The organism is Pseudotenacibaculum haliotis, from assembly GCF_042684245.1.
GTDB classification, from domain to species: domain Bacteria; phylum Bacteroidota; class Bacteroidia; order Flavobacteriales; family Flavobacteriaceae; genus Polaribacter; species Polaribacter haliotis_A.
In genome coordinates, this window is the sequence record NZ_JBHULH010000008.1 from 203,563 (window position 1) to 217,185 (window position 13,623).

The following is a 13,623-nucleotide window of genomic DNA, read 5'->3' on the forward strand; positions in this document are numbered from 1 at the left end:
CAATGGTGAAGTCAAAATAATAGACAGTCATACTTAATAACTTCAAAACTTAGAAATTATGAAAACAATCAATTGGAAAAATGCAATCATTGCAGGAATTCTAGGTACGATCTTATTCGATTTGGTAGGATTGGCTTTTACAGGAACCTGGTGGGATATTCCGGGATTATTAGGAACTAAAACAGGGCTAGGTTTAGCCTATGGTGTAGTAGGTCATTATGGGAATGGAGTTTTATTAGCCATTTTATATGCAGGTATTGCTCCTTCACTTTGGGGACCAAAGTGGGCAAGACCTATAATTTTTGTCACTGCAGAAACCATTGCTCTGGTATGGCTATTTATGTTACCCTTATTAGGAGCTGGTGTAGCAGGTTTAGATGCATCACCTATGATGCCATTTATTACTCTGGTACGTCATTTTGCTTATGCATTGCCATTGATCTTTTTAATTCAATATGAACGTAAAGCAATTTTTAATAACTAAAAATCAAAGGGGGGTGTACCAAACAGCCCCTTTTTAATATTCTAATAATGAGAGATCATAATTTTTACATGAGTCAGTGTATCTCCTTAGGTAAAGAAGCTATGGAAAAAGGTAATCCACCGGTGGGAGCCATGGTTGTAAAAAATAATCAAATCATTGGTATAGGGCTTGAGTCCGGAAAATCTTCAAAAGATATTACTAGGCACGCAGAGATAGAGGCAGTAAAAGATGCTTTAAACAATTCACTGTTAACTGATTTAAAAGACTGTGTGCTTTATACCACTCATGAACCTTGTATTATGTGTTCATATGTATTACGCCATTACAAGCTAAGCACTATAGTATACGGAACATCTGTGAAATATATAGGAGGTGTTACCTCAGAATTTAAAATACTCAATGCTAAAAATATACCTCAGTGGAGCTACGCTCCCAAAATAGTTTCTGGCATATTAGAAGAACAATGTCAAACTCTATCAAATGCATATAAACACAAAATAACTAATCATGAAAACTAATAATTTTACATATACTAGTGATATAGCTTTTACTCCAGCAGTTAAGGCTCTACAGAAAAAATATCATTCAAGAAAAGGATATGCTCGAATGGAACAATCTGGAGGATGGCAAACTGAAGTAAACGAAGGACTTGAACAGTTTTTAACAACGATAGATTCTTTTTATTTGGCGACTTCTAACTCCGATGGTCAACCTTATATTCAACATAGAGGAGGTCCAAAAGGTTTTTTGAAAAAGCTGAATAATAGGATGCTAGCTTTTGCTGATTATAGAGGAAACAAGCAATATATTTCGGCAGGAAACCTTAACGAAAACAATAAGTCCTTTATCTTTTTAATGGATTACCCCAATCGTACACGCATTAAAATTTGGGGATCAGCAAAAGTAGAATATGATGATAAAGCACTCATAAAATCGCTTAGCGACTCTAATTATAATGCGCACCCAGAGCGTGCAATCATATTTACTGTTGAAGCTTGGGATGTAAACTGCCCACAACATATTACACCGCGATTTACAGAAGAACAAGTTAGACAGGTCACAGATCCTTTGAAAAAAAGAATTAAGGAATTAGAAGCCAAACTGGGGTTGACCAAAGACAACCAAAACTAATCTTATGAAAGCAAAACAAAATAATATCCTTAAGATAATTTTATTCTTTATTCTTACGATAAGTTTACTACCTGTAAATGCACAAATAGCTAAGAAGCTGGATAGTGTAGCAAAGGTTTATGTTTCAAAAGGGTTTAATGGAAATCTACTTTTTTCAAGAAATGATTCCATATTATTCACAGGTAATTATGGGTACCGTGACCTTAACTATAAAGTACCTTTAAATAATGAGACTTTATTTGAATTGGCTTCGGTATCCAAACAATTTACTGCTTTGGCCATTGTACAGTTGGTAGAAAAAAACTTGTTGAACTACACTACTAAAGTAAATGAGATTATCAAAGGCTTTCCTTATCAAGATATTACTATTGAACACTTGTTGAGGCATCAGTCAGGTTTACAAGATTATAAGAAATTACTCTACCGTAAAAAGAATTGGAACCGAAAACGTATGGCAACACATCACGATGTAGTGCAATTATTAATGCGATTAAAGCCTGATTTATTGTTTGAAACCGGAGCTAAATACGATTATAACAATACCGGATATGCTTTGCTTGCAGTGATTATTGAAAAACTTAGTGGTCAATCGTACGGAGAGTATATTAAAGAGCAAATTTTCATCCCTTCAGGCATGACCCAATCAAAAGTATATAGAATGGATAATAAGCAAGAATCTTATGAAAATGTGGCAGTAGGGTATACTTATAATAAACGAACTAAAAAGTATCAGAATGTAGAAAAAGATAAAAATCACAAACATATTCATTGGATGAATGGCATTGTTGGTGACAGAGGTATTTCTTCTTCTATTGTAGATATGGAAAAATGGAAGCAAGCACTAAGAAATAATGTTCTGGTTAATGCAGATAGTTGGAAACGAATGACTTCCGTTGATTCAGTATCACCAAAATATGGTTTCGGTTTTGCCATATATGAGACCAAAACAAAAGGAAAATGGGTATATCATAATGGAAGTTGGTCAGGTTATAAAACTTCTGCTATTTATTTACCTGATAGTAATGAGTACCTTGTGATTTTAAGCAACAACAGGTTTGAAGAAACCTATAAAAAAATGGAAGATGATTTATATAAGGTTATACAACAATTATAAAAGAAACAATCAAAGAGTAATTTCAAGGCTATGATGGGATCTCTCTTATGAAATTATGCCAATCGCTGAAAAACGGTAAGTTGAATTTCGTCTCCCATTTCAGAATTTTTGTCAGCTAAATGAGATATACGTTTCAAACCATGATTTTCAAAAGACTCGATGTAATCTGTATTCAAAAGCCAAGGCGGACCTTTTTCAAAAGTTCTTTTTTCTTTTTGAATCTCGGTAATTACCACAAGTTTCCCGTTATCAGATACAAAATCAGAAACATGCTTAATCAATGTATCTTCATACTTTGGAGGTAGCGCTTGAATTGTAAAGATCTCCAATACAAAGTCAAACGTTCTATGCCAATCTTCGATTCCTTGAATTAGATCGGCTTGAACAAATTTTACATTAGATGTAGGAAATCTCTTTTTACAAAGCTCAATAGCACTTTTAGAAACATCAAAAGCAGTTACCTCGTATCCTTTTTGTTCAAGTTCTATGGCGTCATCTCCCAAACCACAACCAACAACAAGTGCAGTTTTTCCATTTCCTGAAATTTGATGTTGATCTACCCAGCTTTTAAAAAAAGGATGCGAAGTCATATTAGCCCAGGGAACTCCTTCACCAGACTCTGTAGTTCCGGAATAGAGTTTTTCAAACCAATCGTTAGGTTTATTCTCTTCAACTCCTAGTTGAGTTCTAATCTCTTCATTCATTATTGTACCGTTTATAAGCTTTCCGAATTGATAGCAAAGTTAAGGCTTAATACTGCTACTTTGAATTTTTTGGCATTATAATTCTCGATGTTTTCAGGTAAAAATACGCATTGATTACTATACACAAAGCAAGTACTTTAGTTACCAGAACATCAAATAAGGGAATATGGAAACTACAACAAGTGCTGCAGAGCTAGGAGCAATGGCTCAAAAATTACTCAATGCAGATATCAGTAATAATGATGAATTATTAGGAATCTTGAATGAAACCTATCAGGTTTATCAAGAATTAACCGGTATTAATGGAAAAGATGAAGACCTAGAACATTTGGCATGTATTCCTGCAGAAACCGGAGTAGCCTTATCGCTCAACCAAGCTGCGGCTTGCTTTTTAGACTTTAGAAGGACTACCAAATTCTTAAGAGGATTTGTACAGGCAATTAAAGACAAACAAAAAGAACATCCTAATGAAACCATTCAGGTATTTTATGCCGGGTGCGGACCTTTTGCGCCTTTTGTAACCATGGTAGCTCCATTATTTACACCCGAAGAAGTTCAGTTTTCGCTGTTAGAGATCAATAAGAACTCGTTAAAAATCGCTAAGAAGTTGGTCTCTCAATTAGAGTTGAATGATTATGTAAACAACTTCTATGAAGAAGATGCTATTAAGTTTCAGATTCCGAATGCAGAGAAATATCACATTCTCTTTAGCGAAACGTTGGATGCTTTGCTAAACAGAGAGTGCTATGTGCCTATCTTATGGAATATGCTTCCGCAGATGAGAGAAGATATAACGGTAGTTCCGGAAAATGTAGTGGTTAAACTAAACTTTCAAAACGATAAAGGAGAAGTGTATGGAGGTGATGTTTTTGATGTAAGAAAAACACTGAAAGAAACTCCTAAAACAGATAGTATGCCTGAAAGGTTTGCAGGAACACATATTAGTTTGGCAGAAGCAGATGAGTTTGACAGTGTTATACTAGATACAGCCGTTTTTATATACAAAGAGCATATGTTAGAGAGATGCGAAGCTTCATTAAGCATGGCATTGCAAATCCCGATAGCCAAACCCATTACATTTAAAGGAGTAGACTTTAAATATTCTTTAAAGCCGGAACCTGCTTTGCAAATGGAAATGACAGAGTAAGACCTCAAAAATAAACCTAGAAGCCTACAACATAGTTGTAGGTTTTTTTATTTTTGAACTCTAGTAGCATATGGATTTGTTCAACCAAAAAAAACAACAAAATATCCTTCCCTTTGATGGGGAAGTTATCGATCATGGATTGGTGTTAAATCGCCAAGAGTGCAATTTTTATTATCAAAAGTTGTGGGATGAGATTCCTTGGGAAAATGATCAGGCCATTGTTTTTGGAAAGCATTACATCACCAAAAGAAAAGTAGCTTGGTTTGGAGACAAAGAGTATAACTATACATACTCAGGCGTTACCAAGCAAGCTCATGTTTGGACCCAAGAACTTCTAGAATTAAAGAGTTTGGTAGAAAAGCTATCGGGTACAACCTACAATTCCTGTTTACTCAACCTATATCATGACGGATCTGAAGGAATGGCTTGGCATAGCGATGGAGAGAAAACCTTATTAGAAAAAGGAACCATTGCTTCTTTAACTTTAGGAGCAGAACGAAAATTTTCCTTTAAACATAAAGAAACCAAGCAACGAGTAGACATCATTTTAAAAAACGGAAGTTTGCTGTTGATGAAAGGAGAGACTCAAAAGAATTGGTTGCATCGTTTACCACCCACAAAAAAAGTACACTCACCAAGAATAAACCTCACTTTTAGAACCATTATGTTATAAGCTACTTAGGTGTTGTGGATTATTGAATCTCCAGATTGTTGGATAATTGGGTAATTGATAATTGATAACCGGCGACTGAGGTGTCACATTGAGCAGTCATATCGAGCGGAGTCGAGATGCGAAATGTTCTCGAAGTCGCATTCGTTTGTTTATACGTTGATTGCTGGATTCTTGGACTATTAGATTAATAGTCATTAAATCATTGATAATTAAAAGCTGAAATCTCTATTAAAATTCAAAAATCAAGAGAATATAAACACAAAAGCGTAAATATATTTACAAGTGCCATTATCCAAAATCTACTTTGTAACTTTGTTTCTTTAAAATTGTATAAATCGTTCGTTTACTTTGTCAACCAATCAAGACTCCATCAATCTTAATAAATTCATTAGCTCTACAGGAATTTGTTCGCGTAGAGAAGCAGAAAAGCTCATTGTAGAAGGTAGAGTAACCATTAACGGAAAACCTACACAATTGGGAAACCGAGTATTTGAAGGAGACGTGGTTAAGATAGACGGTAAACCACTAAAAGCAAAACCCAAAACACTCTACATAGCCCTAAACAAGCCCGTTGGAATTGTATCTACTACAGACTCAAAAGAGAAGAAAAACATCGTTAGATATATCAATCACCCACAACGACTGTTCCCTATAGGACGATTAGACAAACCTTCGGAAGGTCTTATCTTTTTAACCAATGATGGAGATATTGTAAATAAAATACTAAGAGCCGGAAACAATCACGAGAAAGAATACATTGTTACGGTAGATAAAGAGATCACAGACCGCTTTATCAAACGAATGGGAAATGGTATTCCTATCTTAGGAACGGTAACTAAAAAGTGTAAAGTAGAGAAGATTAATGATTATGTTTTTAAGATCACTCTTACGCAAGGATTGAACAGGCAAATACGTAGAATGTGCGAATATTTGGGATATGAAGTAAAGAAGTTGAAGAGAACCCGAATTATGAATGTGAGCTTGGATGGTCTTAAGTATGGAGATTGGAGAGAACTTACACAGAAAGAAATTGATACGATAAATCAACTAATCAAAGGTTCATCAAAAACAGAAGAAGCCTCTAAAGACAAGAATAAAAAAAGGAGTTTTGGAAGGAAACGTCCCCCGTCAAAACAAAGGAGAAAATCTTAAGAATGTTTTAGAGATGCTCAAAAGCCGATTTGTGTATCTTTGCAGCCTATGAAGTTTGAACTAAACAAAAAAGACCCTCAAAGTAAAGCGAGGGCAGGTAAGATTACCACAGATCACGGTGTTATTGAAACACCTATTTTTATGCCTGTAGGTACTGTGGCAAGTGTGAAGGGAGTTCATCAAACAGAATTAAAAAACGAGATCAACCCTGATATTATTTTAGGGAATACATACCACCTTTATTTACGACCAAAAACTGATATTCTTGAGCAAGCCGGAGGTTTGCATAAGTTTATGAATTGGGACCGTAATATCTTAACAGACAGTGGTGGATACCAAGTATACTCTTTGTCAGGAAGAAGAAAGATCAATGAAGAAGGAGTAAAATTTAAGAGTCATATAGACGGATCATCACATATGTTTACTCCAGAAAGAGTAATGGAAATTCAGCGTAGCATCGGAGCAGATATTATCATGGCTTTTGATGAGTGTACACCTTACCCATGTGATTACAATTATGCCAAACGATCGATGCACATGACACACCGTTGGCTAAAGCGTTGTATAGATCATTTAGAAAAAACACCTTTAAAATACGATTACAATCAAACACTGTTTCCTATTGTACAAGGAAGCACATACAAAGACCTAAGAAAACAATCAGCAGAATTTATCGCTTCTGTAGAAGCAGAAGGAAATGCTATTGGAGGTTTGTCGGTAGGAGAACCTGCTGAAGAAATGTATGAAATGACAGATGTTGTTTGTAGTGTTTTACCGGAAGATAAACCAAGGTATTTGATGGGAGTTGGAACTCCAATCAATATTCTGGAAAATATCGCGTTAGGAGTAGATATGTTCGATTGTGTAATGCCAACCAGAAATGCTCGTAACGGTATGCTGTTTACAGCACATGGTACCATTAACATCAAGAACAGAAAGTGGGCAGATGATTTTTCTCCTATTGATGAAATGGATATCACCTTTGTAGATACCATGTATTCTAAAGCATATTTGAGACATTTATTTGCATCTAATGAAATGTTAGGAAAACAAATAGCCTCTATTCACAATCTAGGTTTTTATCTTTGGCTGGTAAGAGAAGCCAGAAAGCACATTTTAGAAGGAGATTTTCTAGAGTGGAAAAACAGAATGGTAAACCAAATGAACAAACGACTGTAATTGAGAATTCTTGACTGGTACATATTAAAGCGCTATCTGGTAACTTTTTTGTTTACCCTGCTGATACTGATTCCGATTGCAGTAGCAATTGATGTATCGGAAAAAGTAGACAAGTTCTTAGCGCATAGCGATCTTACAGCTATGCAGATTATAGATCAGCATTATAAGAACTTTATTATCTATTACGCCAATACATTTATGCCTTTAGCATTATTTATTGCTGTAATTCTCTTTACCTCAAAGCTTTCTAATAATACAGAGATCGTAGCCATGACCAATGCTAAGATCTCGTTTACTCGTTTTTTATATCCGTATATGATTGGTGCCACATTGGTAACTATTTTTGCTTTGGCAATGAATCACTTTGTAGTACCCAATAGTAGTAAAGAACGAAAGGAGTTTGAAAAACAATACTTGACGCGAAAAAAATATACAGATCATTTGGTGCAAAACTTTAGTTTGCAGTTGAATGACAGTACTTATATCTATCTCAAGAGCTACAATTTTAAATCTTCCAATGGAACGTATTTTACAATTGAGAATTATAAAGGAATTGAATTGGTTCAGAAGTTAACAGCAGATAATATCCGATGGAATGAGAACGACCAAAAGTTTCGCCTTACAAGATATAAACTGAGAAAACTGTATAAAGAAAAAGATAGCATTTTTACAGGAGTAAATCTAGATACTACCTTTGCTTTTACACCTAAAGACTTTTTGTTCAAATCTGCTTTGGCTCAAGAAATGCCTTCGGATGAACTTTCGGAGTTTATTGAGATTTCCAGAAAAAGAGGGGTAAAGAACTTAAATGCTTATCTCGTTGAGTTGCACAAGAGAACAAGTTTACCAATATCATCCTATATTCTAACAATTATTGCTGTTGCTCTGGCCTTTAAGAAAAAAAGAGGAGGTATTGGTGTAAATCTGGCAACCGGAATTGCGGTAATGTTTGTTTATGTATTCTTTATGAAAGTTGCAGAGGTTCTGGGAGGAGTAGCAGGAGCAAATTCATTTATCTATGTTTGGATTCCTAACATCGTTTTCGGTGGTTTAGCTCTTTATTTATATCTCAATGCAAGGAAGTAAGCTTAAAGATTATTTACACCTACACTTCATCGTTTTCATTTGGGGATTTACTGCAATCTTAGGAAAGCTAATCACCATTGATGCTATTCCCTTGGTTTGGTACAGAATGTTATTGGCTTCCGGCTTTATAGCCTTGTATTTTGTTATTAGAAGACGCTCTTTTAAGATCAGTAAGAAAGCAATGCTGAAGTTTTTTATTTCGGGAGTAATCATAGCACTTCATTGGATTACCTTCTTTAAAGCCATTAAAGTATCTAACGTTTCTGTTGCTTTGGTAACCATGAGTACAGGGGCTTTCTTTACTTCGTTTATAGAACCTTTTTTCTTTAAAAGAAGAATCCGATTTATAGAAATTTTACTAGGAATGTTGGTTGTAGGAGGTTTGTACATCATCTTTAGTTTTGAGCCTCAATACACATTAGGAATTATTTATGCTTTAATTTCATCGTTCTTGTCTGCCTTATTTGCAGTTTTAAACGGTTTGTTCATTAAAGAGCATGATGCAGAGCGAATCTCTTTCTATCAGTTGCTGTTTGGTACTTTGTTTATAACAGTATTTTTAATGTTTAACGGATCGTTTACTCTTGACTTTTTTGTTCTTAGCGGATCAGATTGGTTGTACTTACTTATCCTAAGTAGTTTTTGTACAGCCTATGCATTTATAGCTTCTGTATTTGTAATGAGAAATCTTACGCCTTATACTGTGATGCTAACCATTAATTTAGAGCCTGTGTATGCAATTATTTTGGCTTTATTGGTTTTTGGTGAAGCAGAAAAAATGAACTCAAAATTTTATTTAGGAGCCTTTATTGTCTTGTTTGTAGTACTGTTAAACGGGATTCTAAAGAACGTAAAAAGGTTTCAAGAGAAAAGAAAAAACAGACTTTCTTAAAAAATTAAAGTTCGTTGCAAATCGAGACCAATTTTGTAGTAAGTTTGTACCTTATAATTATTCGATTTCTGTAATCGAGTTTACTGAAAACAACAACTAATTATGGAATATTTAGACTTTGAATTACCTATCAAGGAACTAGAAGAACAGTTACAGAAATGCTATGAAATAGGTGAAGAGAGCGATATTGATGTTGCTGAAACCTGCAAGAAAATTGAAAAGAAATTACAGAAGACCAAAAAAGATCTTTATAAGAACTTAACGCCTTGGCAAAGAGTTCAATTATCTAGACACCCAAACAGACCTTATACCTTGGATTATATCCGCGCTATTTGTGGAGATACTTTCATGGAATTGCACGGAGATAGAAGTGTAAAGGATGACAAAGCGATGATTGGTGGTTTAGGAAAGATTGGAGATCAAACTTATATGTTTATTGGTCAACAAAAAGGATATAATACCAAAACCCGTCAATACAGAAACTTTGGAATGGCAAATCCGGAAGGATATAGAAAAGCACTTCGCCTGATGAAAATGGCAGAGAAGTTTGGCGTTCCTGTGGTTACTTTATTGGATACTCCCGGAGCATATCCTGGATTAGAAGCTGAAGAAAGAGGACAAGGAGAAGCTATTGCAAGAAATATTTTTGAAATGACTCGTTTGAAAACTCCTATTATTACTATTGTTATTGGTGAAGGAGCTTCTGGAGGTGCTTTAGGAATTGGAGTTGGAGATCGTGTATTTATGATGGAAAACACTTGGTATACTGTAATCTCTCCAGAATCTTGTTCTTCTATTTTATGGCGTAGCTGGGAATACAAAGAGCAAGCTGCTGAAGCTTTGAAATTAACCGGAGACGATATGAAGAAATTAAAATTGATCGACGGAATTATCAAAGAACCATTAGGGGGAGCACACTCAGATAGAGAAGGAGCTTTTGAAGCGGTTAAGAAAACAATTGAAGATACTTATGCAGAATTAAAGGATCTAACAGAGGTAGATCTAGTAGCACAAAGAATGGATAAGTATTCTCAAATGGGAGTGTACAAAGAGTAGGTTAAAACTTTCTCTTGAAATACTTAGACTTTCTCCTGTGAGATTTTCTAGGTCTGTTCGCTTTTCGTAATACTATATAAGTAGCGATCAGAAAAAAGATAATGATATACAGCATGCTATAAAGATAGCAGATAGATCATAAATAAAAAAGGCGAGATTTAAATCTCGCCTTTTTTATTACTTGATACCTAAAGAGGTAAAGTATTCTGAAATGCTTGGGTCTGAAGGTCGTTTTGCATTTGATTCTACAATTTTTCCTTCCGGATCAATAAGAATAAATCGAGGAATTCCATTGATTATATATTCTTGCGAAAGACGGCTTTCATCTTTTCCTGCCCATAATTGAACTCCGCCTAAGCTTTTATCTTTTACCATTTTTCTCCACTTGCCACGAGCTTTGTTCCAGTCGCCTCCCGATCTTCTCTCATTATCCGTAGAGATACTTACAAAAGCAATATTCTTTCCTTCAAACTCCTTCTCTAATTTTTTCAAATAAGGAATCTGTGCAATACAAGGTCTGCACCAAGTAGCCCAAACATCAATATAAACGTAGTTTCCTCTAAAATCCTTTAAAGATTTAGTTCCTCCTTTATAATCTTCATAGTTGGTAAAGACAGGAGCTACTTTTCCTTTTTGCAATTTAGCCATGGCTTGCTGTTGCTTTACCATAGCATCATGCATACGATCATAGTTTGTTTCTAAACTGGTATAGAACTTTTTATTTTGATCATCCGATGTTTTTAATACATCTGCATTGGTTTTAGGGTAGAGTTTGGCAATACTGTCCATTCCATTTTTGAATTGCTCTACCTTTGCCAAGAAAGGCTCTTTTTCTAATAACATGATCTTTCTTGCATCTCCATTATTTTGCGCATAGTTAAATCTACCTATCATTAAGTTATTGCTATCAGCACCTTCATCGTCTCCTTTGTAAGAAAAACTCTTTAAGAAATTAGAAGCGTCACCACTCAAAGTAAGATTATATCCATTCTTTAAATACACAAAACCTCTTTTTCCTGTATTGGTAGAAAGAGAAAAGAAATCAGGTTTAGCAACTTTTAAAGAATCTTTAAACGTACCGTCGCTATTTATTTTTATCATCTTCTTTACCGAAAAACCTGTAATTAAAAGCGTAGTATCCTTACCGCTATTTTCCAATTTTCCTGCAAAACTCAAATAATCTGTTGGGTGTTCTTCTTTACAAGAGAACAATACCAAAGCAGACATCATCAACAATCCTAATTTTTTCATCTATGTTCTTATTTTAAATCTTGTCAAAGATAAAAACTATTTAAGCAGAAAAATTGTTAAATTTTGTTGCAAAATCGCCTCCGAATTTAGACTTTTACACCTACAATCGACCTATATGAACGTAACACATTCCATCAATTCTAATCCGTTAGATTTAACCATTATACACAACATTATTAGTCATCAAATGCAATTGTCTTTATCTGAGGAAGCAATTGCCAAGATAGAGAAGTGTAGAGCTTACTTAGATGATAAGATGACAGCCATGTCTACACCTATCTACGGAATTAATACCGGGTTTGGTGCATTGTACAATGTAAAGATCAAAGGAGAGAACCTGCAAAAGCTACAGGAGAACTTGGTGATGAGTCACGCTTGCGGAACTGGAGAAGAGGTGCCTAAAGAGATTGTAAAACTGATGCTTTTGTTAAAGATCCAATCGTTAAGTTATGGACATTCAGGAGTACAATTGGTAACTGTGAATCGTTTGATCGATTTTTACAACAATGATATTTTTCCGGTTGTTTATGAACAAGGTTCTTTAGGAGCTTCAGGAGACTTATCGCCTTTAGCACATTTGGCACTGCCTTTAATAGGATTGGGTGAAGTTGATTACAAAGGAGAACGAATTTCAGGAGAAGAATTGCTAAACCAATTTGGTTGGGAAAAGATCAACTTGCAATCTAAAGAAGGACTGGCATTGCTGAATGGAACTCAATTTATGAGTGCTTACGGAATTCACAGTTTATTAAAAGCACATAAATTATCGTATTTAGCAGATTTGATCGGAGCTCTTTCTTTGGAGGCTTTTGATGGACGAGTAGAGCCTTTTAATGAGTTGGTACATTTAGTTCGTCCACATAGAGGACAGTTAAAAACAGCAGAACGTATTCGTGAGTTTTTAGAAGAAAGTGAACTAATTGCTCAAGAAAAGCAACACGTTCAAGATCCTTATTCTTTCCGTTGTATGCCACAAGTACACGGAGCAACAAAAGACACCATACGTTTTGTAACCAAGACTTTTTTAACAGAGATCAATTCGGTAACAGACAACCCTAATGTTTTTGTAGATGAAGATGAGATCATTTCAGGAGGAAACTTCCATGGACAACCATTAGCATTAACCTTAGATTATTTATCTATTGCCATGTCTGAATTGGCTAATATTTCTGAAAGAAGAATCTATCAACTGGTTTCCGGGCATAGACATTTGCCGCCATTTTTAGTTTCTAACCCGGGATTGAATAGCGGATTTATGATTCCACAATATACCGCAGCAAGTGTGGTAAGTCAGAACAAACAGTTAGCAACACCTGCGAGTATCGATTCTATTGAGTCGAGTAACGGTCAAGAAGATCACGTAAGTATGGGAGCTAACGGAGCAACCAAAGCTAGGAGAGTGGTTGACAATGTACAAACCGTATTAGGAATTGAATTGTTTACAGCATCTCAAGCTTTGTCTTTTGGAAAAGGAAAAAGCTCACCGTTCTTAGAATCTTTTGTACAATCTTTCCGTGAAGAAGTTGCTTTGGTTGATGAAGATCGTGTAATGCACAATAGCATGATACAATCTTCTCAATTCATTGATTCTCTAGTAATCGATTCTGAGGAGCTATTTTAGGTTTTTTCTAAATGAAAACTTTGACTATAGTTTCAATTTGATTCTAGCAATTTGTGATTCCATCGTAGCTGAATTACAAACCAATTATAAACAAAAAATCCCAAACGTTAGGTTTGGGATTTTACTTATAAAC

The 13,623-nt window shown here is 35.0% G+C and carries 14 protein-coding genes; 12 read left to right on the forward strand and 2 right to left on the reverse strand.

What is annotated here, in order from left to right; translation table 11 throughout:
- Positions 1-58 precede the first annotated feature (58 nt).
- From ACFSRZ_RS12795 to ACFSRZ_RS12810, 4 genes are read left to right on the forward strand one after another with little or no spacing between them, the layout of a single operon-like run.
- On the forward strand, positions 59-484 hold the full coding sequence (locus ACFSRZ_RS12795; protein ID WP_379666955.1) for a hypothetical protein: 426 nt from the start codon (positions 59-61) through the stop codon (positions 482-484).
- 47 nt (positions 485-531) lie between these two features.
- Positions 532-1,002 (forward strand): nucleoside deaminase, encoded by a 471-nt coding sequence (locus tag ACFSRZ_RS12800; protein WP_379666956.1) that lies wholly within the window; start codon positions 532-534, stop codon positions 1,000-1,002.
- Positions 992-1,615, forward strand: coding sequence for a pyridoxamine 5'-phosphate oxidase family protein (locus tag ACFSRZ_RS12805; RefSeq protein ID WP_379666957.1), 624 nt, complete (start codon positions 992-994; stop codon positions 1,613-1,615). Before ACFSRZ_RS12800 ends, ACFSRZ_RS12805 begins: the two co-directional genes overlap by 11 nt.
- A 4-nt stretch (positions 1,616-1,619) precedes the next feature.
- Entirely contained in the window at positions 1,620-2,729 is a 1,110-nt protein-coding gene (locus ACFSRZ_RS12810) for a serine hydrolase domain-containing protein (protein WP_379666958.1), read from the forward strand.
- 53 nt (positions 2,730-2,782) lie between these two features.
- On the opposite strand, the gene ACFSRZ_RS12815 is transcribed toward ACFSRZ_RS12810, so the two are convergent.
- Positions 2,783-3,433 carry a class I SAM-dependent methyltransferase gene (locus ACFSRZ_RS12815; protein WP_379666959.1) on the reverse strand — a complete coding sequence of 217 codons (651 nt, stop codon included), beginning with the start codon at positions 3,431-3,433 and terminating at the stop codon, positions 2,783-2,785.
- A 166-nt stretch (positions 3,434-3,599) separates the two neighbouring features.
- Here ACFSRZ_RS12815 and ACFSRZ_RS12820 point away from each other — a divergent pair, with 166 nt between their 5' ends.
- The 7 genes from ACFSRZ_RS12820 (at position 3,600) to ACFSRZ_RS12850 (ending at position 10,618) form a co-directional block, all read left to right on the forward strand.
- Positions 3,600-4,580, forward strand: coding sequence for a phytanoyl-CoA dioxygenase (locus ACFSRZ_RS12820; protein ID WP_379666960.1), 981 nt, complete (start codon positions 3,600-3,602; stop codon positions 4,578-4,580).
- 70 nt (positions 4,581-4,650) lie between these two features.
- Positions 4,651-5,253, forward strand: a complete 603-nt coding sequence (locus tag ACFSRZ_RS12825; protein ID WP_379666961.1) for an alpha-ketoglutarate-dependent dioxygenase AlkB family protein — start codon at positions 4,651-4,653, stop codon at positions 5,251-5,253.
- A 348-nt stretch (positions 5,254-5,601) separates the two neighbouring features.
- Positions 5,602-6,405 (forward strand): 23S rRNA pseudouridine(2604) synthase RluF, encoded by an 804-nt coding sequence (gene rluF, locus ACFSRZ_RS12830; protein WP_379666962.1) that lies wholly within the window; start codon positions 5,602-5,604, stop codon positions 6,403-6,405.
- Positions 6,406-6,453: 48 nt separating this feature from the next.
- Positions 6,454-7,584 (forward strand): tRNA guanosine(34) transglycosylase Tgt, encoded by a 1,131-nt coding sequence (gene tgt / locus ACFSRZ_RS12835; protein ID WP_379666963.1) that lies wholly within the window; start codon positions 6,454-6,456, stop codon positions 7,582-7,584.
- Complete coding sequence (locus tag ACFSRZ_RS12840; RefSeq protein WP_379666964.1) at positions 7,585-8,670, forward strand: LptF/LptG family permease; 1,086 nt, start codon at positions 7,585-7,587, stop codon at positions 8,668-8,670.
- Entirely contained in the window at positions 8,657-9,562 is a 906-nt protein-coding gene (locus tag ACFSRZ_RS12845; RefSeq protein WP_379666965.1) for a DMT family transporter, read from the forward strand. The genes ACFSRZ_RS12840 and ACFSRZ_RS12845 overlap by 14 nt, the downstream gene beginning before the upstream one ends.
- Positions 9,563-9,664: 102 nt before the next feature.
- On the forward strand, positions 9,665-10,618 hold the full coding sequence (locus ACFSRZ_RS12850) for an acetyl-CoA carboxylase carboxyltransferase subunit alpha (RefSeq protein ID WP_379666966.1): 954 nt from the start codon (positions 9,665-9,667) through the stop codon (positions 10,616-10,618).
- Between the two features lie 177 nt (positions 10,619-10,795).
- On the opposite strand, the gene ACFSRZ_RS12855 is transcribed toward ACFSRZ_RS12850, so the two are convergent.
- Positions 10,796-11,869 carry a TlpA family protein disulfide reductase gene (locus ACFSRZ_RS12855; protein ID WP_379666967.1) on the reverse strand — a complete coding sequence of 358 codons (1,074 nt, stop codon included), beginning with the start codon at positions 11,867-11,869 and terminating at the stop codon, positions 10,796-10,798.
- A gap of 115 nt (positions 11,870-11,984) precedes the next feature.
- Here ACFSRZ_RS12855 and hutH point away from each other — a divergent pair, with 115 nt between their 5' ends.
- The gene (gene hutH, locus ACFSRZ_RS12860; RefSeq protein WP_379666968.1) at positions 11,985-13,490 is read left to right on the forward strand and encodes a histidine ammonia-lyase; all 1,506 of its coding nucleotides are present in this window, start codon (positions 11,985-11,987) and stop codon (positions 13,488-13,490) included.
- The last annotated feature ends 133 nt before the right edge of the window (positions 13,491-13,623 follow it).

Bases quoted from the DNA above. Each gene is read 5' to 3' on its own strand.
- ACFSRZ_RS12795 (WP_379666955.1), top strand. From the start codon at position 59: ATGAAAACAATCAATTGGAAAAATGCAATCATTGCAGGAATTCTAGGT.
- ACFSRZ_RS12805 (WP_379666957.1), top strand. From the start codon at position 992: ATGAAAACTAATAATTTTACATATACTAGTGATATAGCTTTTACTCCA.
- ACFSRZ_RS12850 (WP_379666966.1), top strand. From the start codon at position 9,665: ATGGAATATTTAGACTTTGAATTACCTATCAAGGAACTAGAAGAACAG.
- ACFSRZ_RS12855 (WP_379666967.1), bottom strand. From the start codon at position 11,869: ATGAAAAAATTAGGATTGTTGATGATGTCTGCTTTGGTATTGTTCTCT.
- ACFSRZ_RS12810 (WP_379666958.1), top strand. From the start codon at position 1,620: ATGAAAGCAAAACAAAATAATATCCTTAAGATAATTTTATTCTTTATT.
- ACFSRZ_RS12825 (WP_379666961.1), top strand. From the start codon at position 4,651: ATGGATTTGTTCAACCAAAAAAAACAACAAAATATCCTTCCCTTTGAT.
- ACFSRZ_RS12800 (WP_379666956.1), top strand. From the start codon at position 532: ATGAGAGATCATAATTTTTACATGAGTCAGTGTATCTCCTTAGGTAAA.
- ACFSRZ_RS12845 (WP_379666965.1), top strand. From the start codon at position 8,657: ATGCAAGGAAGTAAGCTTAAAGATTATTTACACCTACACTTCATCGTT.
- tgt (WP_379666963.1), top strand. From the start codon at position 6,454: ATGAAGTTTGAACTAAACAAAAAAGACCCTCAAAGTAAAGCGAGGGCA.
- hutH (WP_379666968.1), top strand. From the start codon at position 11,985: ATGAACGTAACACATTCCATCAATTCTAATCCGTTAGATTTAACCATT.
- ACFSRZ_RS12815 (WP_379666959.1), bottom strand. From the start codon at position 3,433: ATGAATGAAGAGATTAGAACTCAACTAGGAGTTGAAGAGAATAAACCT.
- ACFSRZ_RS12820 (WP_379666960.1), top strand. From the start codon at position 3,600: ATGGAAACTACAACAAGTGCTGCAGAGCTAGGAGCAATGGCTCAAAAA.